General features: G+C 71.7%; 19 protein-coding genes and 1 pseudogene. 14 read left to right on the top strand and 6 right to left on the bottom strand.

Translation table 11 applies throughout. The features are described 5' to 3' along the window. Positions 1-642, bottom strand: a pseudogene (locus ACWD68_RS35710) (hypothetical protein); the annotation flags it as partial. On the opposite strand from ACWD68_RS35710, the gene ACWD68_RS35705 reads away from it, so the two are divergent. Continuing rightward, positions 571-1,470, top strand: a complete 900-nt coding sequence (locus tag ACWD68_RS35705) for a hypothetical protein (RefSeq protein ID WP_451810618.1) — start codon at positions 571-573, stop codon at positions 1,468-1,470. The pseudogene ACWD68_RS35710 and the gene ACWD68_RS35705 sit on opposite strands and share 72 nt — an antisense overlap. 87 nt (positions 1,471-1,557) lie before the next feature. Here the strand turns inward: ACWD68_RS35705 and ACWD68_RS35700 are convergent, their stop codons facing one another. Beyond that, positions 1,558-2,850 carry a DUF1015 domain-containing protein gene (locus tag ACWD68_RS35700; RefSeq protein ID WP_451810614.1) on the bottom strand — a complete coding sequence of 431 codons (1,293 nt, stop codon included), beginning with the start codon at positions 2,848-2,850 and terminating at the stop codon, positions 1,558-1,560. Positions 2,851-2,922: 72 nt separating this feature from the next. Here ACWD68_RS35700 and ACWD68_RS35695 point away from each other — a divergent pair, with 72 nt between their 5' ends. The 4 genes from ACWD68_RS35695 to ACWD68_RS35680 all read left to right on the top strand — a co-directional run bounded on the left by ACWD68_RS35695 (position 2,923) and on the right by ACWD68_RS35680 (position 7,228). Further along, complete coding sequence (locus ACWD68_RS35695) at positions 2,923-3,951, top strand: HAD hydrolase-like protein (protein ID WP_451810613.1); 1,029 nt, start codon at positions 2,923-2,925, stop codon at positions 3,949-3,951. A 237-nt stretch (positions 3,952-4,188) separates the two neighbouring features. Beyond that, positions 4,189-5,232 (top strand): FecCD family ABC transporter permease, encoded by a 1,044-nt coding sequence (locus ACWD68_RS35690; protein WP_451810612.1) that lies wholly within the window; start codon positions 4,189-4,191, stop codon positions 5,230-5,232. A gap of 11 nt (positions 5,233-5,243) precedes the next feature. Further along, positions 5,244-6,320: a FecCD family ABC transporter permease gene (locus ACWD68_RS35685; RefSeq protein ID WP_451810617.1), complete on the top strand. Its 1,077-nt coding sequence runs from the start codon at positions 5,244-5,246 to the stop codon at positions 6,318-6,320. Further along, complete coding sequence (locus ACWD68_RS35680; RefSeq protein WP_451810611.1) at positions 6,317-7,228, top strand: ABC transporter ATP-binding protein; 912 nt, start codon at positions 6,317-6,319, stop codon at positions 7,226-7,228. The genes ACWD68_RS35685 and ACWD68_RS35680 overlap by 4 nt, the downstream gene beginning before the upstream one ends. Here the strand turns inward: ACWD68_RS35680 and ACWD68_RS35675 are convergent. Beyond that, a complete protein-coding gene (locus ACWD68_RS35675; protein ID WP_451810610.1) occupies positions 7,212-7,559 on the bottom strand; it encodes an SCP2 sterol-binding domain-containing protein in 348 nt (115 codons plus the stop codon). The genes ACWD68_RS35680 and ACWD68_RS35675 overlap by 17 nt on opposite strands. A 42-nt stretch (positions 7,560-7,601) precedes the next feature. On the opposite strand from ACWD68_RS35675, the gene ACWD68_RS35670 reads away from it, so the two are divergent. The 5 genes from ACWD68_RS35670 to ACWD68_RS35650 all read left to right on the top strand — a co-directional run bounded on the left by ACWD68_RS35670 (position 7,602) and on the right by ACWD68_RS35650 (position 13,633). Continuing rightward, positions 7,602-7,916, top strand: coding sequence for a hypothetical protein (locus tag ACWD68_RS35670; RefSeq protein ID WP_451810609.1), 315 nt, complete (start codon positions 7,602-7,604; stop codon positions 7,914-7,916). 7 nt (positions 7,917-7,923) lie between these two features. Continuing rightward, positions 7,924-8,739 (top strand): TlyA family RNA methyltransferase, encoded by an 816-nt coding sequence (locus ACWD68_RS35665; RefSeq protein ID WP_451810608.1) that lies wholly within the window; start codon positions 7,924-7,926, stop codon positions 8,737-8,739. Then, complete coding sequence (locus ACWD68_RS35660) at positions 8,736-9,641, top strand: NAD kinase (protein ID WP_451810607.1); 906 nt, start codon at positions 8,736-8,738, stop codon at positions 9,639-9,641. Before ACWD68_RS35665 ends, ACWD68_RS35660 begins: the two co-directional genes overlap by 4 nt. 219 nt (positions 9,642-9,860) lie before the next feature. Continuing rightward, positions 9,861-11,603 (top strand): DNA repair protein RecN, encoded by a 1,743-nt coding sequence (gene recN, locus ACWD68_RS35655; RefSeq protein ID WP_451810606.1) that lies wholly within the window; start codon positions 9,861-9,863, stop codon positions 11,601-11,603. An 893-nt stretch (positions 11,604-12,496) separates the two neighbouring features. After that, entirely contained in the window at positions 12,497-13,633 is a 1,137-nt protein-coding gene (locus tag ACWD68_RS35650; RefSeq protein WP_451810605.1) for a glycosyltransferase family 4 protein, read from the top strand. A 19-nt stretch (positions 13,634-13,652) separates the two neighbouring features. Here the strand turns inward: ACWD68_RS35650 and ACWD68_RS35645 are convergent, their stop codons facing one another. The 3 genes from ACWD68_RS35645 to ACWD68_RS35635 all read right to left on the bottom strand — a co-directional run bounded on the left by ACWD68_RS35645 (position 13,653) and on the right by ACWD68_RS35635 (position 18,682). After that, on the bottom strand, positions 13,653-15,281 hold the full coding sequence (locus ACWD68_RS35645) for a PucR family transcriptional regulator (protein ID WP_451810604.1): 1,629 nt from the start codon (positions 15,279-15,281) through the stop codon (positions 13,653-13,655). A gap of 91 nt (positions 15,282-15,372) precedes the next feature. Further along, on the bottom strand, positions 15,373-16,764 hold the full coding sequence (locus ACWD68_RS35640) for an FAD-binding oxidoreductase (RefSeq protein WP_451810603.1): 1,392 nt from the start codon (positions 16,762-16,764) through the stop codon (positions 15,373-15,375). 109 nt (positions 16,765-16,873) lie between these two features. Next, positions 16,874-18,682: a glycoside hydrolase family 15 protein gene (locus ACWD68_RS35635; RefSeq protein ID WP_451810616.1), complete on the bottom strand. Its 1,809-nt coding sequence runs from the start codon at positions 18,680-18,682 to the stop codon at positions 16,874-16,876. A 536-nt stretch (positions 18,683-19,218) separates the two neighbouring features. On the opposite strand from ACWD68_RS35635, the gene ACWD68_RS35630 reads away from it, so the two are divergent. From ACWD68_RS35630 to ald, 4 genes are all read left to right on the top strand, one after another. After that, entirely contained in the window at positions 19,219-20,886 is a 1,668-nt protein-coding gene (locus ACWD68_RS35630) for a CTP synthase (protein WP_451810602.1), read from the top strand. Positions 20,887-20,997: 111 nt separating this feature from the next. Continuing rightward, positions 20,998-21,624: an NUDIX domain-containing protein gene (locus ACWD68_RS35625; RefSeq protein WP_451810601.1), complete on the top strand. Its 627-nt coding sequence runs from the start codon at positions 20,998-21,000 to the stop codon at positions 21,622-21,624. Between the two features lie 217 nt (positions 21,625-21,841). Then, positions 21,842-23,923, top strand: coding sequence for a tetratricopeptide repeat protein (locus ACWD68_RS35620; RefSeq protein WP_451810600.1), 2,082 nt, complete (start codon positions 21,842-21,844; stop codon positions 23,921-23,923). A 162-nt stretch (positions 23,924-24,085) separates the two neighbouring features. After that, the gene (ald, locus tag ACWD68_RS35615; protein ID WP_451810599.1) at positions 24,086-25,210 is read left to right on the top strand and encodes an alanine dehydrogenase; all 1,125 of its coding nucleotides are present in this window, start codon (positions 24,086-24,088) and stop codon (positions 25,208-25,210) included. The last annotated feature ends 283 nt before the right edge of the window (positions 25,211-25,493 follow it).

Genomic DNA, 25,493 nt, shown 5'->3' with positions numbered 1-25,493 from the left:
GCTGGTGACCGTGGCGGCTTCCGCCGCGATGACAACCGTGGCGGCGGCAGCGGCGGCGGCTTCCGTCGTGACGACAACCGTGGCGGTGGCGGTGGGTTCCGTCGCGATGACCGTCCCAGCAGCCCGCGCCGTGACGACGACCGTGGTGGGTTCCGTCGTGACGACCGCCCCAGCAGCCCGCGCCGCGATGACGACCGTGGTGGGTTCCGTCGTGACGACCGTCCCAGCAGCCCGCGCCGCGATGACGACCGCGGTGGGTTCCGTCGTGACGACCGTCCCAGTAGCCCGCGCCGTGACGACGACCGTGGTGGGTTCCGTCGCGACGACAACCGTGCCGGTGGCGACTTCCGCCGTGACGAGCGCAGGGACGGCGACCGTCCGCCCTTCCGCCGTGACGACAACCGTGGTGGCGGTGGCTTCCGTGGCCGCGACGACCGTGGCAGCGGTGGACCCCGCCGTGACGACAGGGGCGGGCGCCCCGGTGGCTTCCGTGGTCGTGACGACCGCGGTGGCGACGACCGGCACGGTGGCAGCCGTTTCCGCGACGAGCGGGACCGAGACCGTGAGCCGATCAAGCGGCTGCCGATCCCGGACGACGTCACGGGCGAGGAGATCGACAAGGACGTACGGCAGGAGCTCCAGAGCCTGCCCAAGGGTCTCGCCGAGGAGGTCTCCCGCAACCTGGTGATGGTTGCCCGGCTCATCGACGAGGACCCCGAGAGCGCCTACGCGTACTCGAGGATCGCCCTGCGGCTGGCGTCGCGTGTCGCCGCCGTGCGCGAGGCGGCCGGGTTCGCCGCGTACGCGAACCAGAAGTACAGCGAGGCGCTCGCCGAGTTCCGTGCCGCGCGCCGGATGACCGGCGGTGTCGAGCTGTGGCCCGTCATGGCGGACTGCGAGCGTGGTCTCGGCCGGCCCGAGAAGGCGCTGGAGATGGCCGGGGCGCCCGAGGTGCAGAAGCTGGACAAGGCGAGCCAGGTCGAGATGCGGCTGGTGGCCGCCGGTGCCCGGCGTGACATGGATCAGCTGGAAGCCGCCATCGTCACCCTGCAGAGCCCGGAGCTCGCCTCGAACTCCGTCCAGCCCTGGACCGCGCGACTGCGGTACGCCTACGCCGACGCGCTCCTTGCCGCCGGGCGCGAGGGCGAGGCACGCGAGTGGTTCGCCAAGACCGTCGAGTCCGACAAGGACGGCAGCACCGATGCCTCCGACCGGCTCGCCGAGTTGGACGGCGTCGAGTTCGTCGACGCGCTCGTCGAGGACGAGGACGAGAACCGACAGGTGACCGCCCCCAAGGCCGAGACCGAGGTCCGCGCCGAGGACGAGCACCAGGACGAAGACGAAGACGAGGACGACGAGGAGATCGAGTCCGTGACCACGGACGGGATCTCGGACGACGTCGACGACATCGAGGACGAGGGCGACGACCTCGACGACGAGGACGACGCTCCTCACCGTCCTCAGAGCTGACGCCGGGTACTGCGGCGGAACACGTGGGCGGCGGGACACCGGAAGGTGACCCGCCGCCCACGTGGCGTTTCGGCAGCTCGCGAGGCTTCAGGGGGTGAGCGCCCGCAGGACCAGTCCCGACGCCGGTTTCGGCCCGAAGGACGTCGACTTGCGCGGCATAGTGACGCCCTGGCGGGCGAGATCGCGTACGACCTCCTCGTGGACCGGGTGCATCAGGACGGCCGTGCCTCCGTCGCGTTCCGCCTTCTCGACCGTGGCGGTCGTGTCGTGGATGTACGCGATGTGGGCGGGGGAGTCCTCCGGGATGAGCCACACATGGTCGAGGAGCGCCGCGTGCAGGACCGTGGCGTCCAGCGTGCGCCAGGCCTCCGGGCGGTCGGCCGGGATCGTACGGGCGAGGAGGTCCGGCGACGGGCGGTCGATGAGGTGGAAGGAGCCGTCGCCGGCGAGGAGGAAGGCGTTTCCCTCGGCGGCCGCCGAGGAGAGGGCCTCCAGCGCCTCCGCGAGGGGCACGTCGAGGTGGCGCACACGGAACGAGTCCCCGAGGGCGGCCAGCGCCTCGGCGACCGGCAGGCGGTGCAGCAGGCGGTGGATGGCCCGGACACGCAGCGGGTAGCGGGCGGTGTCCACCAGAAGGACCAGTCCGTAGTCCCAGGGGCTGGGCGAGGGGTGCTCCGCGCTCAGACGCAGGTATGTCGCCCAGCGGTGATGACCGTCGGCGATCAGGGCCTGGTGCCGGCCGAGATCCGTCCGGATCTCCGTGAGCTCCGCCGGATCCGTGACCGCCCACAGGCGGTGGCTGATGCCGTCCTCCGTGGTGGTGGACAGGAGAGGCGTCCGGGTGGCGGTGCGTTCGATGACGGCGGCCGCGCCGAACCCGGAGCCGTTGCCGCGGTAGGTCAGCAGCAGGGGTTCGAGGTTGGCGGACGTGGCGCGCATCAGGGCCGCGCGGTCCGCGATGACGTGTGGCATCACGTCCTCGTGCGGAAGGACGACGCCGTCGGCCGGCTCGGACAGGCGCAGGGTGCCGATCACGCCCCGCTGCAGCAGGTCGCCGTCGCGCTGCTCGTACACGTACAGACCCGGCTCGGGATCGGTCGTCAGGACGCCCTCGGACAGCCAGAGGCGCAGGGTGTCGGCGGCCTGCTGGTTGCGCACGGCGGGGCTGGCGTCCTGCGGGAGGATCAGCCGGACGATGTTGTGCGGGTCGGCCGATTCGAGCTCGAGCAGTCCGTCGGGCCGCACGACGACGTCGTACGGCGGGGACGTCACTGAGGCGAGGCTGCCGACCCGGTCGGGGTCGTAGCGCAGGCCTCGGAACGGGGTGAGTTCGAGGCCGCTCCTTGCCGGTGTCTCCTCCTCGGGACCTGCATAGTTCATTGGGGCATCGTAAGTGTGTCAGTGGCATGCGCGATGATCGGGGCAAAGGGATCGAACGAGGAGCGATGTGCAATGAGCCAGACCGTCAGGACGCGGCCCGAAGGCAGTGGCCAGGCCCTGAGCGAGGCGTACGACACCGCGCTGCTGGATCTGGACGGGGTGGTGTACGCGGGAGGTAACGCAATCGCGTACGCCGTGGAGTCCCTCGGGACGGCGCGCGCGGGCGGAATGCACCTCGCGTACGTCACCAACAACGCGCTGCGCACTCCGGACGCGGTCGCCGAGCACCTCACGGAGCTGGGCATACCGACGGTGGCCTCGGATGTCATCACCTCGGCGCAGGCCGTGGCCCGGCTCATCAGCGAACAGGTGCCCGCGGGGGCGCGTGTGCTGGTCATCGGCGGTGAGGGGCTGCGGGTCGCGCTGCGTGAGCGCGGGCTGGAGCCGGTCGACTCGGCGGACGACGAGCCCGTGGCGGTCGTGCAGGGGTACGGCGGTCCCGATCTGACCTGGTCGCGCTTCGCGGAGGCGTGCTACGCCATCGCGCGCGGGGTGCCCTGGTTCGCGTCGAACACCGATCTGACGATTCCCGGCGCGCGCGGGATCGCGCCCGGGAACGGCGCGGCGGTGGAGGTCGTAAGGATCGCCACAGGCGGCGATCCGCAGGTGGCGGGCAAGCCGTTGCCCCCGATGCACCGCGAGACGGTTCTGCGGACCGGGGCCGAGCGTCCGCTGGTGGTCGGTGACCGGCTGGACACCGACATCGAGGGCGCGTTCAACGGAGAGGTGGACTCGCTGCTCGTCCTCACCGGCGTGACGGACGGCGCGCAGCTGCTTGCGGCGCCCCCGCAGCACCGGCCGACGTATGTCGACGCCGATCTGCGCGGAATGCTCACCGGGCAGCCCGAGGTCGTCGAGGCGGGCGAGGGCTTCCGCTGCGGCGGCTTTACGGCGACAGCGGGGAACGAGGAGCTTGAGCTGGCGGGCGACGGCGAGGCTCTCGACGGTCTGCGGGCCCTGTGTGCGGCGGCCTGGACGGCCGCGGGAGAGGGCAGCTGTGAGCTGGACGGGGGGAAGGCGCTGGCGCGGCTGGGGCTCTAGGGCGTGTCCGCAGGCTCCGGCGGCGCAGGCTCCGGCGGCCCGGGCTCCGGCGGCCCGGGCTCCGGCGGCGCCGAGGGGTTGACGGTCCGTGAACGGCTCAACCGCGGACACGGGCCTGGCCGTTGGTCTCGAGCGGTGCGGATGTCGGTCAGCTGTGGGGCTGACCTGGGCATCGGTGGCGGGCTGAGTGTGCAGGGCGCATCGATGGCAAATGCGAGGCTAGGCTAACCTAACCTCGTGTTGGTCGACAGTCCTCCTGAACAGCGCGCGGAAACCGCCCCCGCGCCCCCGAACCGCCGGACGATACGGGCCCTCGGGCTCCTCGTCTCCGTGGGTGTCCTGCTGCTCGTCGCGGTGGCGAGTATCGCGATCGGGGCGAAAGCGCTGCCCCTGGACCAGGTGTGGCACGGCCTGTTCCACGACTCGGGGACGTACTCCGACGTCGTGGTCGGTGACCGGATCTCCCGCACCGTCCTCGGGCTGCTCGTCGGCGCCGCGCTCGGGCTGTCCGGCGCCGTCCTCCAGGCGCTCACCCGCAATCCGCTGGCCGACCCCGGCCTGCTCGGGATCAACGCGGGCGCGTCCGCCGCGGTCGTCACCGCGATCACCTACTTCGGTGTCACATCGCTGAGCGGCTACGTCTGGTTCGCCTTCGTCGGGGCGGCCGCGGTCGGCGCGCTGGTCTGGTTCCTGGGCGGCAGCCGGGGCGCGACGCCGGTGCGGCTCGCGCTGGCCGGAACCGCCATCAGCGCCGCGCTCTACGGCTATCTGCAGGCCGTGATGATCATGGATGACGCGGCGCTGGGCAAGATGCGCTTCTGGACGGTCGGTTCGCTGGCCTCGGCGACCGACTCGACGATCGAGCAGGTGGCCCCCTTCCTGGCCGTCGGCACCCTTCTCGCGCTGGCACTCGCCCGGCCGCTGAACGCGGTGGCCATGGGCGACGACACCGCCCGCGCGCTCGGCGCCAACCTGAATCGCACCCGAGCGCTGTCCATGGCCGCCGCGACCGTGCTGTGCGGGGCCGCGACCGCCGCCTGCGGACCGATCGTGTTCGTCGGGCTGATGGTCCCGCACGTGGTGCGGTCCTTCACCGGGCCCGACCTGCGGTGGATCCTTCCGTACGCCACCGTCCTGTCGCCCGTGCTGCTCCTCGGCGCCGATGTTCTCGGGCGGATGGTCGCCAGGCCTGCGGAGGTTCAGGTCGGCATCGTCACCGCGGTCCTCGGCGGTCCGGTCTTCATCTTTCTCGTACGGCGACGGAGGACGGCGCAGCTGTGACGACCCCACGTATCCGAAGTGTCCGCGCGCCCCGTGGCCGCACCCTTCCCACGCGGCGCCTGCGGGCCGTCCGCACGGGCGGCGGGCTGTCCGTGCGCCTCGACGTCCGGACGTTCACCGTGGTCGTACTGCTGCTGCTGGCCGCGGCCACCGCGAGCGTGGTGCTCATCGGCACCGGAGACTTCCCGATCCCGGCCGGCGACGTGCTCAAGACCCTGGCCGGCAACGGCAGCGCGAGCCAGGAGTTCATCGTCAACGACCTGCGGCTGCCTCGTGTTCTCGTCGGACTGCTGGTGGGGGCCTCGCTCGGACTGGGCGGAGCTCTCTTCCAGTCCATCTCCCGCAATCCGCTGGGCAGTCCGGACGTGCTCGGGCTCGGACAGGGGTCCACGGCCGGCGCCCTCGTCATGATCGTGCTGTTCTCGGGCAGCGCGAACGAGGTCGCCCTCGGCGCGCTCGTCGGCGGACTCGTGACCGGACTCGCCATCTATCTGCTCGCGTGGAAGCGGGGAGTGCACGGCTATCGGCTGGTCCTGGTCGGTATCGGTGTCTCCGCGATCGTCACGGCGGTCAACGGCTATCTCCTCACCAAGGCCGACATCGTCGACGCGACCCGCGCCGTCGTCTGGATGACCGGATCCCTCAACGGCCGCGACTGGGCGCAGGTCTGGCCGCTGCTCATCATGTGCGCCGTGCTCGTCCCGCTCGTCCTCGGCAACGCGCGCGGGCTGCGGATGATGGAAATGGGCGACGACGTGTCGTACGCCCTCGGAGTGCGCGTCGAGCGGACGCGGCTGCTGCTGATGGTGGCCGCCGTCCTGCTCACCGCCGGTGCCACGGCCGCCGCGGGACCGGTCGGGTTCGTGGCGCTCACCTCACCCCAGCTGGCCCGGCGGCTCACCCGGTCGCCCGGACCGAACCTGGTGCCGTCGATGTGCATGGGCGCGACCCTGCTCGTCGTCGCGGACTGGGCCTCGCAGCGGGCCTTCGGCGCCGACCAGTTGCCCGTCGGCGTGGTGACCGGAGTCCTCGGCGGCGTCTATCTGCTGTGGCTGCTGGTCACCGAGCGCAAGGCGGGCCGGATATGAGCGGCCGGGCGAACCCGGCCGCGAGCGGGGCGAAGAACGCGGCGCGTGCGAACGACCGGGCGCACGAGAACATCCCAAGGAGCACTGTGAACCGCCTGTCCGCCGACAACGTCACCCTCGGCTACGACCAGCGCGTCATCGCGGAGAAGCTGTCGGTGGAGATTCCCGACAACTCCTTCACGGTGATCGTCGGTCCGAACGCCTGCGGCAAGTCCACGCTGCTGCGCGCCCTTTCGCGCATGCTGAAGCCCTCCGAGGGGCGCGTTCTGCTCGACGGACAGGCCATCCAGTCGATGCCCGCGAAGAAGGTGGCGCGCACCCTCGGGCTGCTGCCGCAGTCGTCGATCGCGCCGGACGGGATCACGGTCGGCGACCTGGTCGGCCGGGGCCGCTACCCGCACCAGGGCCTGCTGCGCCAGTGGTCGGCGGAGGACGAACGGGTGGTGCAGGAGTCGATGGCCTCGACCGGTGTCGCCGACCTCGCCGATCGCTATGTCGACGAATTGTCGGGCGGTCAGCGCCAGCGCGTGTGGATCGCGATGGCGCTCGCGCAGCAGACCCCGCTGCTCCTCCTGGACGAACCGACGACCTACCTCGACATCCAGCATCAGATCGACGTCCTCGACCTGTGTGCCGAGCTCCACGAGACGCAGGGCCGCACCCTGGTCGCCGTACTGCACGATCTCAACCACGCGGCCCGCTACGCCACCCACCTGATCGCCCTGCGCGGCGGCGAGGTCATCGCCGAGGGCGCGCCGAGCGACATCGTCACGGCCGGCCTGGTCGAGGAGGTCTTCGGGCTGCGCTGCCAGGTCATCGACGACCCGGAGACGGGGACACCGCTCGTGGTGCCCGCGGCACGCAGGGCACGGGTGGGCGCCGCGGCGGCCGCTACAGAAGGGTCCTGAGCCGGAACAGATCGCGCAGGCCCGCCTCCAGCTTCACCCGGCCCGAGCCCCAGGCCTTCGCGAAGTTCAGTTCGCCGTTCACCATCGACACCAGGTCGTCGCCGTTCATGGTGAGACGGATCTGGGCCTTTTCGGGGGGCGGGCCCTGGAGCGTGTCGAGCACCTCGATCCGGCCGTCCTTGAGACGGCCCATGAAGGTGATGTCCAGGTCGGTGATCCGGCAGCTCAGTGAGCGGTCCAGGGCCGCGGCGGTGCGTACGTCCCCGTCGGCGCTCGCCATGCTGTCCGAAAGCTTGTCGAGTGCGGTGCGGCACTCCTCAATCGTCGCCATCGTGATCGACGGTACCGCAGCCCTTCGCGGTAGCGTCGGGGCATGAGCGACTCAGTTCCCGAGGGAGAGGTCCCGCAGGCCGTGACGGCGGCGGAACCCGGCGCGCCCGCCGAGGCGGAGCCGGAACCCGTGTACGACCCCGCGGCACCGGCCCCGCTGAACGTCCCGCGGGTCCCCACGGACAACGCCGACGTCGACACCCGGCTCGACCGGCTGGCCGACGCCGACCACCTCGCCACGGACGGACACGTCGAGGTGTACGAGGATGTGCACCGGGGGCTGCGCGACGCGCTCACCGCGCTCGACGTCCGCCCGGGACCTCCGGCGCCCCCATCGACGTACGGCACTAGGAGCTGAACCGAACGTGGCAGGAGTGGCACGCCGCCGCCTCGACGCCGAGCTGGTCCGCCGGAAGCTCGCCCGATCACGCGAGCACGCCGGACAGCTGATCGCCGCGGGCAGGGTCACTGTGGGCAAGACCCTCGCGACCAAGCCCGCCACGCAGGTCGAGACCGCCGCGGCGATCGTGGTCGGCAAGGACGACAGCGACCCCGACTACGTCTCGCGCGGTGGGCACAAACTCGCCGGAGCCCTCGCCGCCTTCGTGCCCGAGGGGCTGAAGGTCGAGGGGCGGCGGGCACTGGACGCCGGCGCGTCCACCGGAGGCTTCACCGACGTACTGCTGCGCGCGGGCGCCGCCCATGTCGTCGCGGTGGACGTCGGTTACGGACAACTCGCCTGGTCTCTCCAGAGCGATGAACGCGTCACCGTCAAGGACCGTACGAACGTACGCGAGTTGACGTTGGAGGCGATCGATGGGGAGCCCGTGGACCTTGTTGTCGGGGATCTGTCCTTCATCCCGCTCGGACTGGTGCTGCCCGCCCTCGCGCGGTGCACGGCGCCGGATGCCGACCTGGTGATGATGGTCAAGCCGCAGTTCGAGGTGGGGAAGGACCGGCTGGGCAGCGGTGGTGTCGTGCGCAGCCCGGAGCTGCGCGCAGAGACCGTGCGCGGCGTGGCGGGGCGAGCCCAGGAGCTGGGGCTCGGAGTGAAGGGTGTGACCGCAAGCCCGTTGCCCGGACCGTCGGGCAACGTCGAGTACTTTCTGTGGCTGTGTGCCGGGGCACCCGAACTCGACCCGGCCGACGTTGACCGTGCAGTGGCGGAGGGGCCGCGTTGACACAGACCCGAGCTCGTACTGTTTTTCTGCTGGCCCACACCGGGCGGCCGGCAGCCATCCGCAGCGCCGAGCTGGTCGTCGAGGGGCTGCTCCGCTCCGGGATCGGCGTACGGGTCCTCGCGGCCGAGGCGGCCGATCTGCCGTTGCCGGACGAGGTGGAGCTGGTTCAGGAGGCGACTCCGCAGTGCCTCGACGGCTGCGAGCTGCTCATCGTCCTCGGCGGTGACGGCACGCTGCTGCGCGGTGCCGAGTTCGCCCGGGCCTCCGGGGTGCCGATGCTCGGCGTCAACCTCGGGCGGGTCGGCTTCCTCGCCGAGGCCGAGCGCGACGACCTGGACAAGGTCGTCGACCGGGTCGTCACCAGGGCGTACGAGGTCGAGGAACGCATGACCGTCGATGTCGTCGTGCACCGCAACGGCGACATCGTGCACACCGACTGGGCGCTGAACGAGGCGGCCGTGCAGAAGGTGTCCGCCGAGAAGCTCCTCGAAGTGGTGCTGGAGATCGACGGGCGGCCGGTCACCGGATTCGGCTGCGACGGGATCGTCTGCGCGACCCCGACCGGGTCGACGGCGTACGCCTTCTCCGCGGGCGGGCCCGTTGTCTGGCCCGAGGTCGAGGCGCTGCTGATGGTGCCGATCAGCGCGCACGCCCTGTTCGCCAAGCCGCTGGTCACCTCACCGGACTCGGTGCTCGCCGTGGAGGTGCTGCCGCACATCCCGCCGGGCGTGCTGTGGTGCGACGGCCGGCGGACGGTGGAGCTGCCGCCCGGCGCGCGGGTCGAGGTGCGGCGCGGGGCCGTGCCCGTGCGGCTGGCCCGGCTGCACCACGCGTCCTTCACCGACCGGCTCGTCGCCAAGTTCGCGCTGCCGGTCTCCGGGTGGCGCGGGGCGCCGCACTAGCGATGCGCCCGGCCCCGGGTTCCACCCGGGGCCGGGCCGCCCCGCGCGGGCGGTGACCGACGCGCCCGATCAGACCTCCACGGCTCACTCCGCCACGGCCGAGACGACCGGTCGGCCTCCGCGTGCACAGGGAGCACCGGCGAACGAAACCACCCCCGGAAGGTAACGCTCGGTTCTCTTTGCGGGGGGCGGCGTCGCACGGGGCTGGGAAAACCTCGTATGGTCGGGGGCGTGTTGGAGGAGATGCGGATACGGTCGCTCGGAGTCATCGACGACGCGGTCGTCGAGCTGTCGCCCGGCTTCACCGCCGTGACCGGTGAGACCGGTGCGGGCAAGACGATGGTGGTCACCAGCCTCGGGCTGCTGCTGGGCGGGCGTGCGGACCCGGCCCTCGTACGGATCGGCGCCAAGAGCGCGGTCGTGGAGGGGCGGATCAGCGTACCCGCGGGCGGGACGGCCGTCGTACGGGCGGAGGAGGCGGGCGCCGAACTCGACGACGGTGTGCTGTTGATCAGCCGTACCGTTTCGGCGGAGGGGCGCTCACGCGCGCATCTGGGCGGGCGCTCGGTGCCGGTGGGCGTGCTCGCCGAACTCGCCGACGAGCTCGTCGCGGTGCACGGCCAGACCGACCAGCAGGGGCTGCTCAAGCAGTCCCGGCAGCGGCAGGCACTGGACAGGTACGCGGGTGACGCGGTCGCCGTGCCGCTCGCCAAGTACGCGGGCGCCCACCGCAGGCTGCGGTCCATCTCGGCCGAGCTGGACGAGATCACCACCCGCGCGCGGGAACGGGCCCAGGAAGCCGACATGCTGCGCTTCGGCCTCGACGAGGTCGCGGCGGTGGAGCCGCGCGCGGGCGAGGACGTGGAGCTGGCGGCGGAGGCGGAGCGGCTCGGCCACGCGGAGGCGCTGGCATCGGCCGCCACGGCCGCGCACGCCGCGCTGGCGGGCAATCCCGAGGACCCGGAGGGCATCGACGCGGCCACACTCGTCGCGGGCGCTCACCGGGCGCTGGAGGCCGTACGGGCGCACGACTCGGCCCTCGCCACGCTGTCCGGGCGGATCGGGGAGATCGCCATCCTGCTCGGCGACGTGGCCGGGGAACTCGCGGGCTACGCCGACGACCTCGACGCCGATCCGCTGCGGCTGTCGGCCGTCGAGGAGCGCCGGGCCGCCCTCACGCAGCTGACCCGGAAGTACGGCCAGGACATCGACGCCGTGCTGGCCTGGGCCGAGCAGAGCGCCGCGCGGCTCACCGAGCTCGACGGCGACGACGACCGGCTCGACGAGCTGACCGCCGAGCGGGACGCGCTGCGCGCGGAACTGGGCGGGCTCGCCCAGGCGTTGACGGACGCCCGCACGGAGGCCGCCGAGCGGTTCGCCGCCGCGGTGACCGCGGAGCTGGCCTCGCTCGCCATGCCGCACGCGCGCGTCTCCTTCGAGATCCGGCAGACCGACGACCCGGAAGGCGTGGAGGTCGGCGGACGAACGGTGGCCTATGGCCCGGCCGGTGTCGACGAGGTGGAACTGCTGCTCGCCCCGCACCCCGGAGCGCCGCCGCGGCTCATCGCCAAGGGGGCGTCGGGCGGTGAACTCTCGCGTGTGATGCTGGCGGTGGAGGTCGTGTTCGCGGGGACGGATCCCGTGCCGACATATCTCTTCGACGAGGTCGACGCCGGGGTCGGCGGCAAGGCCGCGGTCGAGATCGGGCGGCGGCTGGCGCGGCTCGCCAGGACGGCGCAGGTCGTCGTCGTGACGCATCTGCCGCAGGTGGCCGCGTTCGCCGACCGGCAACTGCTGGTCGAGAAGACGAACGACGGGTCGGTGACCCGGTCCGGCGTGAAGGTGCTGGAGGGCGAGGAGCGGATTCGCGAGCTGTCCCGGATGCTCGCCGGCCAGGAAAACTCGGAGACGGCCCGCGCCCACGCGGAGGAACTGCTGGCGACGGCGCGGTCCGACGGGTAGGGGGGCGGTCCGCCACTCCGTGGGGCGGGCCTTGCACGACTCCGTGGGGTGGTCCTCCACGGACTTTGTGGGGTGGGTCCCCCACGGACTCCGGACTCCGTAGGGGCGCGTCTTCCACCACGGCGGCGCTGGTGGCCGCGATGGTCCTCGGGGAGAAGGCCAGCGAAGCGGCGAGGACGTTGGGGTGCGCCGGGGAGTGAGGCGGCCGGGGCGCGCCGGGTGACGCAGGATGCGCCTCGCGGAGCGCGGATGCCTCATGGACGCCGGGACGGCCCGGCAGGTGCCTGTTGGCGAGTGGAGTTGCTCGCGATGCCGGGGCGGCCCTCGGGGACCTGGATTGCCGGCGTTGGACGGGTGTGTCCTTGACGCCGGGGCGGGCCGGCGATGAGCGGGCGCCTCTTGGGTTTCGGGGCCGTTTGCGTGGAGCGGGTGGCTCCCGGGCACCGGGGTGGCTCGCGATGTGCGGGCGCCGCATGGCCACGGGAGTGGCTCGCGATGTGAGGGTGGCTCGTGCGGGGCGGGTGGTTCTTGGGGGTCGGGGTGGCCCGCGATGCGCGGTCACCTCTTGGCGGCTGGAGCGGCTCGGGGTGGGCGGGTGGCTCTTGGGTGGTGAGGTGGCTCGCGATGTACGGGGGGTCAGGGGTGCACCGGGTGGGGTTTGTTGTGGTTCGGGACCTCCCCAGAATGGCCTATTCCTCACTCGTGCGGGTGACCGTCGTCGCCGAGTTGCCCCGTCTGACGTGCCCTCGTCGCGATGGCGGTGCCGGAACGTCCGTGCGGCCTGGCATCCTTGGCGTAGTACGCGGTGCACGACGTCCGGTACATCCCCGCAGCCCGATCCTTCTGTACGTTCCTTCGCGACCGTCCGACGCCGAACCAGGAGCCCCGGCCACGTGAGCCACGTGAGCAGCCACTCACCGCACGGCCAGTTGCCGCTGCGCACCGTGCAGGTGCTCGGCGGCGGAAGCGCGGGCAGCAGCGCGCATGTGCGGTCGCTGGCCTCGGGTCTGGTCGCCCGGGGGGTGCGGGTCACCGTCTGCTCGCCCACCGAGGCGGATCGCTTGTACGGGTTCACCGGGGTGGGCGCGCACCACGTTCCCGTGCCCCGCGGCAGCGACCCCGCCTCCGTGTCCGCGCTGCGGGCGGCCTGCGCGGAAGCCGATCTCGTGCACGCGCACGGGCTGCACGCGGCGCTGCGGGCGACCCTGGCACTCAGCGGGCGGCGCGTTCCGCTCGTCGTCACCTGGCACACCCGTTCGGAGGCCGACGGCGCGCGGGCCCATGTCCTGCGGCTCCTCGAGCGGCGGGTCGCCAGAGCCGCCGCCGTGGTGCTCGGGACCTCGTCCGACCTGGTGGACCGGGCCCGCAGCAGGGGAGCACGGGACGCGCGGCTGGCCGCCGTCGCGCTTCCCACGCCGCGCCGGCCCGTCGAGTCCGCCGAACCCGACCGGTTCCGGCACAAGGCGCGGGCCGAACTCGGTTCGACCGACCGTCCGTTGCTCATGGCGGTCGGCTCGCTCGACAGGCACCGCGGCTACCACACTCTGCTCGACGCCGCGCGCGCGTGGTGCCGCCTCGATCCCATGCCGCTGCTGGTCATCGCGGGGGAGGGGCCGCTGCGCTCCGTTCTCCAGCGCCGGATCGAGGACGAGGAACTGCCGGTCCGGCTCATCGGGCGGCGTGACGACATCACGGAGCTGCTCGCCGCCGCCGACCTCGCGCTGCTGCCGAGCAGATGGGAGTCCCGCTCGGTGCTGGTGCAGGAGGCCCTCCACGCGCGCGTGCCGCTCGTCGCCACCGCGGTCGGGGGCATCCCCGAAATGGTCGGCGACGCGGCCGAACTCGTCCCGTACGGGAACGCGAAAGCGCTCGGGGACGCCGTCGTCCGTCTGCTCGCGGATCCGGCACGTCAGGAGGTCCTGCGGGACAAAGGCATCCGGCAGGCCGCCACTTGGCCGACCGAGGACGAGACGGTCGCCCAAGTGCTGAGTGTCTACGACGAGTTGACCCAGCCCCGGCCGCTGGGCTGACCGGAGAACAAGCCGCAGGCTAGGGAACATGCCTGCGTGCCCGCAGTGCCAGGCTCAACGCCAGTACCGTCTGCGGGTCGTCCAGGTCCATGCCCAGCAACTCGCCGATCCTGGCGAGGCGGTTGTAGAGGGTCTGCCGGTTGAGATGCAGCTCGCGGGCGGTCTCCGCCTTGCGGCCCGCGTGCGCCAAGTACGTCTGCAGGGTGGGAAGCAGCGGCGGCTTGGAGCGGTTGTCGTGATCGCGGAGCGGGCCGATCGCTCGGTCCACGAAGGCGGCCAGGTCGGGGTGCTCGCGCAGCCGCCACAGGAGCAGGTCGATGTCCAGGCGGCGGGCGTCGTACCAGGGGTGGTCCGGCAGGCCCTGCGCCGCCGTCGCCGTCTCCGCCGCGTGCCGAAGTCCCGCCGACGCGGCAGCCCAGCCGCCCGCGACCCCGACCACCACCACCGGCGGCTGTGCCCCGGGCCGCTGCATGCCCGCCCGCTCCACACCGGCGCGCAGTGCCGCCGCGACGCGGTCCGCGACGGCCCCCCGTTCCGACTCCGAGCGCAGGCCGAGCAGCAGCGGGACCCGCCCTTCGACGGGGCGTACACCCAGCAGGACCGGAACACCCACCGAGGCCAGCTCCTCGGCGACCGCGCGGGCCAGGACCGCCCAGCCGCCGCCGGGGGCGAGGCCGTCGGCGAGTCGCATCACGACCGGCAGAAGCGGGCCGGCGCCGGGCTTGAAGCCGAGCACACGGGCCTGCGCGGGCGCGTCCTCGGCCTCGATACGGCCCTCGGCGAGGTCGGTGAGGAAGTCGCCGCGCCCACGCGCGGCCAGCTCCTCCTCCTGGCGGGCCTGCATCAGTACGACGGCCAGGATGCCGGCGGCCCGCTCGGCGGCGATCCGGTGCACCGGGGCGACCGGGGCGCCCACCGGCAGCAGAACCAGCCGGGCCCGCACGGAACCGGTGCCCGGGCCGCCCCCGGGCACGTCCACCAGGGTGGTCCCGGCGGGCGGCTCCTCCTTGTGCTGGCCGCGCAGCCCCTCCCAGACCTGCAGCGGGTCGGCGCCCGCGGAGCCGGCCCCGGCGGCGTACAGGAGCTGCCCGTCGGCCGTCTCCAGGAAGACCGGGTTGCCGCTGAAGTCGGCGAGGATGCGCAGGACCTGAGGGACTCCGCCGCCGCCGAGGAGGGCCTCGGTGCAGTGCCGGTGCACCTCCTCGGCCTGCTGGAGCAGTGCGTAGTGGCCGTTGACGATCTCGGTGTGGATCTCCTCCGTGACGGTCACGAAGGGCACCTCGCGGTGCAGCTGGACCAGCGGCAGACCGGTGGACCGTGCCGTCTCCACGAGCGCGGCGGGCAGCCGGGCGAAGCGTGGGCCGAGCTCCACGACTAGCGCCGCGATACCGCGCTCGGCGAGGGTGCGGACGAACGCGCGCTGTTCGGCCGGGCGGGTGCCGAGACCGTAACCCGTGGTCAGCAGCAGTTCGCCGCCCTTGAGCAGTGAAGCGATGTTCGGTACCTCGCCCGCGTGCACCCAGCGCACGGTCCGGTGCAGCCGGTCGGCCCCCGCGATGATCTCCGGAAGCCCGCTGCGCAGCCCGGGCAGCTCAAGGGCCCGCTGCACGGTGATTCCGGCGCCTTGGGTGTCGTAACGGCTGTCCATGCAGCGGACGCTACCCGTGGACGGGTTCCGGAGGCATCTCCGGCGGGTGACGGGGGCGGTCGCGGGCTGCGCGGGCCGGGGAGCGGCGCGGTCAGGCGGCCGCTGCCGGGGCGATGTTGTGGTTGAAGCGGAAGACGTTGTCCGGGTCGTACTCGGCCTTCACCGCGGCCAGCCGCCGGAGGTTCCCGGTGCCGAGGCCGGCCACCACGCGGTCCGTGCCCTCGTCCCCGATGAAGTTGAGGTAGACCGCGCCGGTGCTCCACGGCTGGACATCGGCGCGGACCTTCCTGACCCACTCGACGCACCGTGCGTCGTCGGCGGGGTCCTCCCAGATGCCGAAGGGGTGCACGGCCCAGGGCGCGTCCCGGTAGGGGACCGGGAACCGGGACGGTCCGGCGGCGATCGCGCCGCCCTGCGGGAACAGCACGTGCTGGTTGCCCGTGGGGACGGGCATGGCGTCGCCGAGGGCGCAGAACACGTCCACGAAGTCGTCGGGCGCGCCGGTCAGGTACTCCGCCGACCAGTAGTTCCGCATGCCGGGCGGGTCGTCGAGCATGCACTGGAAGTCGGGGTAGGGCAGGGCGGTGACGATCTCGACCTCGTGCGGCAGTGCCAGCAGCGGCTGGGCGACCTTGCGCAGGTCGTCCTCGCCGCCCGCGTACGCGACGAGGGCGCCGCACAGGCGCTTGCCGACCAGGTGCTCGGGCATGAACTCCTCGGGCGGGCCGGTCAGATAGATGATGCCGCCGCTCGCCTCCGGCGGCCCGTTCTCGATGATCTCGCGGTAGATGCGGACCACGTCGGGGCCGGTGCCCGGCTGGTACATCATCATGGCGATCGAGAACTCGGGCAGCGGGTGCAGCTTGAGGGTCAGCGCGGTGGCGACGCCGAAGTTCCCGCCGCCGCCGTGCAGGGCCCAGAACAGCTCCGGGTTCTCCTGGTCGGTGGCGCGCACCGGCGAGCCGTCGGCGATCACCAGCTCGACGCCGAGCAGATTGTCGGCGGCGAGGCCGAACGACCGGTCCAGCCAGCCGGTGCCGCCACCGAGGACGAAGCCGCCGACGCCGGTCGTCGAGACACGGCCGCCGGTGGTCGCGAGGCCGTACGGCTGGGCGGCCCGGTCGAGATGGCTCATGACGGCTCCGCCCTCGACCCGTACCGTCTCGGAACCGGGGTGGACCGTGACAGCGTGCATCCGGCTGAGGTCGATGACCAGACCGCCGTCGTTGAGTGACATCCCGGAGACGCTGTGGCCGCCGCCGCGTACCGCGATCGGCAGATCCAGCTCCCGTGCGAATCGCACCGCACGCGTCACGTCTGCTTCGCCCTCGCACAGCACGATCACGGCGGGTCGCCGGTCGATCATCGCGTTGAAGATCGTCCGGGCTTCGTCGTACCCCGGATCGTCGGGGGTGACCACGTCACCGGACAGATCGGCGCGGAGCGCGGCGAGTGCCACGCCCGCCTTCGAAAGGGGAGCCATGGCAGCCGCCCCCTTCCATGAGGGGACAGGACTCCTTCCAGGCTAGGCGGGCGCGACGGATGGGGCGCGCCGGGACGAGTCCGCCCCGGCGCGCCCGATCCGGGCGGGCTCAGCCGCCGTACGCCCCGCTCGCCGTCAGCCGCAGGGCCGTGTCGATCAGCGGAACGTGGCTGAAGGCCTGCGGGAAGTTCCCGACCTGGCGCTGGAGAACCGGGTCCCACTCCTCGGCCAGCAGCCCGAGGTCGTTGCGGAGGGCCAGCAGCCGTTCGAAGAGCTTGCGGGCCTCGTCGACCCGCCCGATCATCGCGAGGTCGTCGGCCATCCAGAACGAGCAGGCGAGGAACGCGCCCTCGTCGCCCTCCAGGCCGTCCACGCCCGCGTCCTCGCCGGCGGTCGGGTAGCGCAGGATGAAGCCGTCCGGGGTGGACAGCTCGCGCTGGATCGCCTCGATGGTGCCGATCACGCGCTTGTCGTCCGGCGGCAGGAAGCCCATCTGCGGGATGAGGAGCAGGGAGGCGTCGAGTTCCTTCGAGCCGTACGACTGCGTGAACGTGTTCCGTTCCTTGTCGTAGCCCTTCTCGCACACGTCCCGGTGGATGTCGTCGCGCAGTTCGCGCCACTTCTCCAGCGGGCCGTCCGCGTCCCCGGACTCGATGAGCTTGATGGTGCGGTCGACGGCGACCCAGGCCATCACCTTGGAGTGCACGAAGTGCCGCCGCGGGCCCCGGACTTCCCAGATTCCCTCGTCCGGCTGGTCCCAGTGGTCCTCCAGGTAGCGGATCAGCTTCAACTGGAGCAGCGAGGCGTAGTCGTTGCGGGACAGGCCCGTCATGTGAGCCAGGTGCAGGGCCTCGGTGACCTCGCCGTAGACGTCGAGCTGGAGCTGGTGCGCGGCGCCGTTCCCGACGCGGACCGGCGCCGAACCCTCGTACCCGGGGAGCCAGTCGAGCTCGGCCTCGCCCAACTCCCGTTCCCCCGCGATGCCGTACATGATCTGGAGGTTCTCCGGGTCGCCCGCGACCGCGCGCAGCAGCCATTCGCGCCAGGCGCGGGCCTCCTCGCGGTAGCCGGTGCGCAGCAGCGAGGAGAGGGTGATGGCCGCGTCGCGCAGCCATGTGTAGCGGTAGTCCCAGTTGCGGACGCCGCCGATCTCCTCCGGGAGGGAGGTGGTGGGCGCGGCGACGATGCCGCCCGTGGGCGCGTACGTCAGGGCCTTCAGCGTGATCAGGGAGCGGACGACGGCCTCGCGGTAGGGGCCGTGGTACGTGCACTGGTCGACCCAGTCGCGCCAGAACTCCTCCGTCGCCTCCAGGGACTGCTCCGGCTCGGGCAGCGCGGGCGGCTGCTTGTGCGAGGGCTCCCACGAGATCGTGAAGGCGATCCGGTCACCCGGCGCCACCGTGAAGTCGGCGTATGTCGTCAGCGCCTTGCCGTACGTCTCGCAGGCCGTGTCGAACCACACAGAGTCCGGTCCGGCGACCGCGACCGTGCGCCCCTCGTGCTTGTGCACCCAGGGCACCACACGGCCGTACGAGAAACGCATCCGCAGCGCGGAGCGCATCGGCACCCGGCCCGTGACGCCCTCGACGATCCGGATCAGCTGCGGGGCGCCGTCACGCGGCGGCATGAAATCGATCACCCGGACCGTGCCGCGCGGGGTGTCCCACTCGGATTCGAGAATCAGGGAGTCGCCGCGGTACCGGCGGCGCGCCGCCGTGGGTGGTTCGGCGTCGGCCGCGTGCGCGGGTCCGAGCCGCCAGAATCCGTGTTCCTCCGTGCCGAGCAGTCCTGCGAAGACGGCATGGGAGTCGAAGCGGGGCAGGCACAGCCAGTCGACTGTGCCGTCCCGGCAGACCAGCGCGGCTGTCTGCATGTCTCCGATGAGTGCGTAGTCCTCGATGCGCCCGGCCACGTGCATCTCCAGTCGAACGGCCACGTCGCCCCTTCGCGGGGCGGTCGCTCTTGCGGTCAAAGGGAACGTAGGTACTGCGGAACAGTAGGCAATGGGGAAGGTCGGTAACTGCGGAACGTCGATGGTGGGGACGTCGGTCGTGCGTCGCTGCGAAACGTCAGTTGTCGGTGCGATGGGCGATGCGAATCTCGTCTCGAAACGAACTGACAAGCCCTCTTTGTTCCGGGGTACGGACGGGATGGTGCCGTGCGCCGGACAGCCTCGGCAGCGAGTGTCCGAGCAGGATACGACGCACCTGGAAGATCCGCGTGCCGCTCCGTGCAACCCGGCTGAGCCGATCGAGTGAGCGGTGTGCGAGGTGTGTGCCCAGGTATGCGCGGAGCGTGGCCGGAAGCGGTCTCGTTCTGTCGCTGATACCCTGGTAGCCCGTGGACCGGTGGGCAAGAAACCCCCGAACCGCAGCGACGGCACCTCCGGAAATTTCTCCGGAACCCACGCCGGCACGCACCCCAGACCGCGACCACGGGAGCCCCCTCTTGGCCATGCCGCCCAGTGCTTTTCGAAACAGCACAGCCACGACGACCAAGCACATCTTCGTCACCGGGGGTGTCGCCTCCTCTCTCGGGAAGGGGCTGACCGCCTCCAGCCTGGGCGCGCTGCTCAAGGCCCGCGGTCTGCGGGTCACGATGCAGAAGCTCGACCCGTACCTGAACGTCGACCCGGGCACCATGAACCCGTTCCAGCACGGCGAGGTGTTCGTCACCAACGACGGCGCCGAGACGGACCTGGACATCGGTCACTACGAGCGTTTCCTCGACGTGGACCTGGACGGCTCGGCCAATGTGACCACCGGACAGGTGTACTCCACCGTCATCGCCAAGGAGCGGCGCGGCGAGTACCTCGGTGACACCGTGCAGGTCATCCCGCACATCACCAACGAGATCAAGCACCGCATCCGCCGTATGGCGGCCGACGACGTCGACGTCGTCATCACCGAGGTCGGCGGCACCGTCGGCGACATCGAGTCCCTGCCCTTCCTGGAGACGGTCCGCCAGGTCCGTCACGAGGTCGGCCGCGACAACGTGTTCGTCGTGCACATCTCGCTCCTCCCGTACATCGGCCCGTCCGGCGAGCTGAAGACCAAGCCGACGCAGCACTCGGTGGCGGCGCTCCGCAACATCGGTATCCAGCCGGACGCGATCGTGCTGCGGGCCGACCGCGAGGTGCCCGTCGCCATCAAGCGCAAGATCTCGCTGATGTGCGACGTCGACGAGGCCGCCGTGGTCGCGGCGATCGACGCCCCGTCGATCTACGACATCCCGAAGGTCCTGCACACCGAGGGCCTGGACGCCTACGTCGTCCGCAAGCTGGACCTGCCCTTCCGCGACGTGGACTGGAGGACCTGGGAGGACCTGCTCGACCGCGTCCACAACCCGGTCCACGAGATCACCATGGCGCTCGTCGGCAAGTACATCGACCTGCCCGACGCCTACCTCTCGGTCACCGAGGCGCTGCGCGCCGGCGGGTTCGCCAACAAGGCCCGCGTCAAGATCAAGTGGGTCGCGTCGGACGACTGCAAGACCCCCGCGGGCGCGGCCAAGCAGCTCGGCGACGTCGACGCGATCTGTATCCCCGGCGGCTTCGGCGACCGCGGTGTGTCCGGCAAGGTCGGTGCGATCCAGTACGCCCGCGAGAACCGGATCCCGCTGCTCGGCCTCTGCCTCGGCCTGCAGTGCATCGTGATCGAGGCCGCGCGGAACCTGGCGGACATCCCCGACGCCAACTCCACCGAGTTCGACTCCGGCACCGGCCACCCGGTCATCTCCACGATGGCCGAGCAGCTCGACATCGTGGCGGGCGAGGGCGACATGGGCGGCACCATGCGCCTGGGCATGTACCCGGCCAAGCTCGCCGACGGTTCGATCGTGCGCGAGGTGTACGACGGCAAGGAGTACGTCGAGGAGCGCCACCGGCACCGCTACGAGGTGAACAACGCCTACCGCGCCGAGCTGGAGAAGAAGGCCGGTCTGCAGTTCTCCGGCACCTCCCCGGACGGCAAGCTCGTCGAGTACGTCGAGTACCCGCGCGACGTCCACCCGTACCTGGTCGCGACCCAGGCGCACCCCGAGCTGCGCTCCCGTCCGACCCGGCCGCACCCGCTCTTCGCGGGCCTGGTCAAGGCCGCGGTGGAGCGCAAGACGGGCAAGTAACACCAGGGCTGTACGGTGATCGGGGTGCGTGTCCGCGGGTTTTCCCGCCGGGCGCGTGCCCCGGTTCCGTCACCGGACCGGTTTCTTTTTGCGCGTGTGGGAGGACAGGCCATGACGATCAAGGACACCCCCGAGGAGTGGGAGGTCCGGGCGACCGAGACCCCCTTCAAGGGCAACAAGACCTCGGTGCGCACCGACGACGTGGTCATGCCCGGCGGAGCGGTCGTGCGCCGCGACTACCAGGTCCACCCGGGCTCCGTGGCGGTCCTCGCACTCGACGAGGAGGACCGTGTCCTGGTCCTGCGCCAGTACCGCCACCCCGTGCGCCACAAGCTGTGGGAGATCCCGGCGGGCCTGCTCGACATCCCCGGCGAGAATCCGCTGCACGCCGCCCAGCGCGAGCTCTACGAGGAGGCGCATGTCAAGGCGGAGACCTGGCATGTGCTGACCGACGTCTACACCACGCCCGGCGGCTGCGACGAAGCCGTCCGGATCTTCCTGGCCCGTGACCTCTCCGCGGCGGAGGGCGAGCGGTTCGAGGTCGAGGACGAGGAGGCCGACATGGAGCTGGCCCGCGTCCCCCTCGACGAGCTCGTCCGTGGTGTGCTCGCCGGTGATCTGCACAACAACTGCCTGGTCGTGGGCGCCCTCTCGCTCCTCGCCGCGCGGCAGGGCGACGGACTCGACGCGCTGCGCCCGGCCGAGGCTCCGTGGCCCGCGCGCCCTTTCGAGGCCTGACCCCGCTTCCGCGGAACAGTCTCCGTCTCTCAGCCTCACTCCGGACGGGCCGCCACGCGCCCGTCCGGGGGTACCGGTCCTACGATCGCCTGATCCGATCGGGGGACGTCTCCGCCGCGCTCCGCACGGATCGTCGCAGAGCGTGAACTAGGCTCTGGAAACGCCCGAACCGGAGTCCCGGCGGGCTTGCGCGCGCAGTGGAACGGGAGCGTGGCCCGTGGCGGATCAGGCGGTGGACGACGGCGGCACCAAGGTGTCGGCCAAGGGGCAGCGCCCGGCTGCCGGGTCCGCTCCTACGAAGAGTCAGTTCCTGGGCCGTACAAGAGAGTTGAAGGAACTCCGGGCGGACATCGAGCGCGCCGGCCTCGACACCCTCTCCGGCCGCAAGGCACCGCGCGCGCGGGTGCTGCTCATCGCCGGCAAGCCCGGCTCCGGCCGCACCGCGCTCGCCGCTCAGCTCGCGGCACAGGTCGCGGAGAGTTACCCCGACGGCCTACTGCGCGCCCGCCTCACCGAACCCGACGGCACCCCGGTACCGACCGAGGCCACCGCGCGGGAACTGCTCACCGCCCTGGGACTGCCCACACCCCCCGGAGCCGGGGCCGACGACCTCGGCGAGCGGTTGCGCGAGGCCCTCGCCGTCCGCCGGGCGGTGCTCCTGCTGGACGACGCGGCCGACTCCGAACAGGTCGACGCGCTGCTGCCCGACTCCCCGGAATGCCTGGTCATCGCGGTCTCCGGCGGCCCACTGACCGGGATCGCGGACGTCCGCCCCTGCACCCTCGGCGGCCTGGACACCAAATCCGCCCTCGAACTCCTCGGCCACTTCACCGGCTCGGTGCGCATCACCGTCGATCCGCTCGCCGCCGAGGGACTGGTCGAACTGTGTGCGGGCCAGCCCGCCGCACTGGTGCTGGCCGGCGGCCGGCTCGCCGCGCGCCCCGCCTCCGCCGTCGCCGACCTCGCCAAGCAGCTGCGCACCGAGGGCGAGGACGGCACACCGCTCGCGCGGGTCTTCCGGCTCTCGTACGCCTCGCTGCCGGGCACCGCCGGGCGGATACTGCGACTGCTCTCGCTGGCCCCCGCGGGCCTCGTCGACCCGCACACCGCCTCCGCGCTGGCCGGCTGCTCGGTCCAGGCGGCGCAGACCACGCTGGACGACTTCGTCGCCCTCGGCCTGTTGCGGGCGATTCCGTCGCCGCTGCCGCAGTACGAGGTTCCCGGCTGCCTCCTGCCCCTGCTCCAGGCGCTCGTCGAGACCCACGACCGGCCCGCCGAGGTGCAGCTGGCCCGCGCCCGGATGCTGGAGCGGACCGTGCGGCTGCTGGTGTCCTGCCGCGCCATCACCGAGACCGACAGCTCGCCCGCCCGCGAGAAACTCGCCGGAATGCCGCGTGCCCTGCGCTTCCCCAGCCCCCGGGCGGCCGAGGACTGGCTGCGCGTCCGGCAGCCCGCGCTGCTCGCCTCGGCCCGGCTGGCGGTCGCCGACGGGGAGCTGGACACCCTCGCCCGACGGCTGATGGCCGCTCTGGTGCGGGCGATGGTCGTCCATTTCGGCACCCAGGCGGCGGCGTCCGAGCTGTACGGGATCCACCGTCTCGTCCTGGACGTGGCCGAGCGCCGGAATCTGCCCCGGGAGAAGGCCGCGGCCCTGCTCAATCTCGCCGACCTGGACGCGCAGACCGGCCGTACGGCCGACGCCCTCGCCCGCTACCGGGCCGCGCTCGACGCCGGACGCGAGGCGAACGACCCGTACGCGACCGGCCGCGCGATGGAATCCGTAGGCGGCGCCCACCAGGAGCTCGGGGACTACGACCGGGCCGCCGACTGGTACGGCAGGGCGCTCGCCCAGCGGCTCGCGCGGGGGGAGCGGGTGGACGCCGCCCGGCTGTACGGGCGCATCGCCACCGCGCACACCTACGCGGGCCGTTACGGCGAGGCGCTGGTCAACTGGCGCGCCGCCGTCGCGGGACACCGCAAGAACGGCGATGTCGCCGCCCAGGCAAGGGCGTTGAGCGAGATGGCGCGTGTCCAGGAGTACGCGGGACGGCCCGCGGAGTCGCTGCGCACCTGCCAGGAGGCCGTCGAGTGGGCGCGCCGAGCGGACGACGTACGCCTGCAGGCCGCGTTGCAGCTCAGGCTGGCCGACACCCTGGACCGGCTCGGCGACCCGGCGGCCGCCCGGCTGCACCGCGCGGCGGCCGAGCGCATGCTGGGAGATGAGCTCCCTGAGAGTGCATCCGGCATGGAACACGGCACTAATGCCTGCGAAATCCGCAGTGCATCCGCTGAAGATTGATGCATTGAAAGGCTAGACAGAGGGAATCCCTTCATTAGACTGGCTCCGCCGCGTTCTTCCGTGGTGTTTCCCGGTGTGCTCCCGTACGTCGGGTATGACCTGCATTGCCTGGCCTGCGTCGCCTCGGCATGCACAGCCCCAGAGCCCTCTGAGTCAAGGACCGTGATCGACGTGAAGGTCGGCATCCCCCGCGAGGTCAAGAACAACGAGTTCCGGGTGGCCATCACCCCCGCCGGCGTGCACGAGCTGGTGCGCCACGGCCACCAGGTCTTCGTCGAGCAGAACGCCGGCGTCGGCTCCTCGATCACGGACGAGGAGTACGTCTTCGCCGGTGCGCAGATCCTCGGCACCGCCGACGAGGTCTGGGCCACCGCCGACCTGCTGCTGAAGGTCAAGGAGCCCATCGCGGAGGAGTACCACCGGCTCCGCAAGGACCAGACGCTCTTCACCTACCTGCACCTGGCCGCTTCCAAGGAGTGCACGGACGCGCTCCTGGAGTCCCGCACCACGGCGATCGCGTACGAGACCGTCGAGCTCCCCAGCCGCGCGCTGCCGCTGCTCGCCCCGATGTCCGAGGTCGCGGGCCGCCTCGCCCCGCAGGTCGGCGCCTACCACCTGATGCGCGCCAACGGCGGCCGTGGTGTCCTGCCCGGCGGTGTCCCGGGTGTGCTGGCGGCCAAGGCCGTCGTCATCGGCGGTGGCGTCTCCGGCTGGAACGCCGCGCAGATCGCCATCGGCATGGGCTTCCACGTGACCCTGCTCGACCGCGACATCAACAAGCTCAAGGAGGCGGACAAGATCTTCGGTACGAAGATCCAGACCGTCGTCTCCAACGCCTTCGAGCTGGAGAAGGCCTGCCTCGAGGCCGACCTCGTCATCGGTGCCGTGCTGATCCCCGGTGCCAAGGCTCCGAAGCTGGTCACCAACGAGCTCGTCTCGCGAATGAAGGCGGGAAGTGTCCTTGTCGACATCGCGATCGACCAGGGCGGCTGCTTCGAGGACTCGCGTCCGACCACTCACGCCGAGCCGACCTTCCCGGTCCACAACTCGGTCTTCTACTGCGTCGCCAACATGCCCGGCGCGGTGCCCAACACCTCGACCTACGCGCTGACCAACGCCACGCTGCCGTACATCGTCGAGCTCGCCAACCGCGGCTGGGCCGAGGCTCTGCGCCGTGACAACGCGCTGGCCAAGGGCCTCAACACCCATGACGGCAAGGTTGTTTACCGCGAGGTCGCCGAGGCGCACGGACTGGAACACGTCGAGCTCGTGACCCTGCTCGGCTGAGACCCCCGGCAGCTCCAGGAGTCGACATTCCGGCCGACTCCGGGCTGACAAAAGGCGATACGTCAACACAGGTCGTCAACACCGCGTACCCGGCCGGACCTTGCCCGACAAGGTCCGGCCGGGTGTGTGTCGGGTCACTTTGCGACACTCGTTCAACTCGCCGCGAACGTAACTCTTCAACCGATTCGCACACCGGTGAAACCTGCTGTGCGACGGCCTTACGCCCTTGACAGAGGGGTGTTCGGTTGCCGACACATCGGGTCGGGTCCGGCGGATTGTGTTG

This window comes from Streptomyces sp. NPDC005141 (genome assembly GCF_053599975.1).
This window is presented reverse-complemented; position numbering and strand designations above follow the sequence as displayed.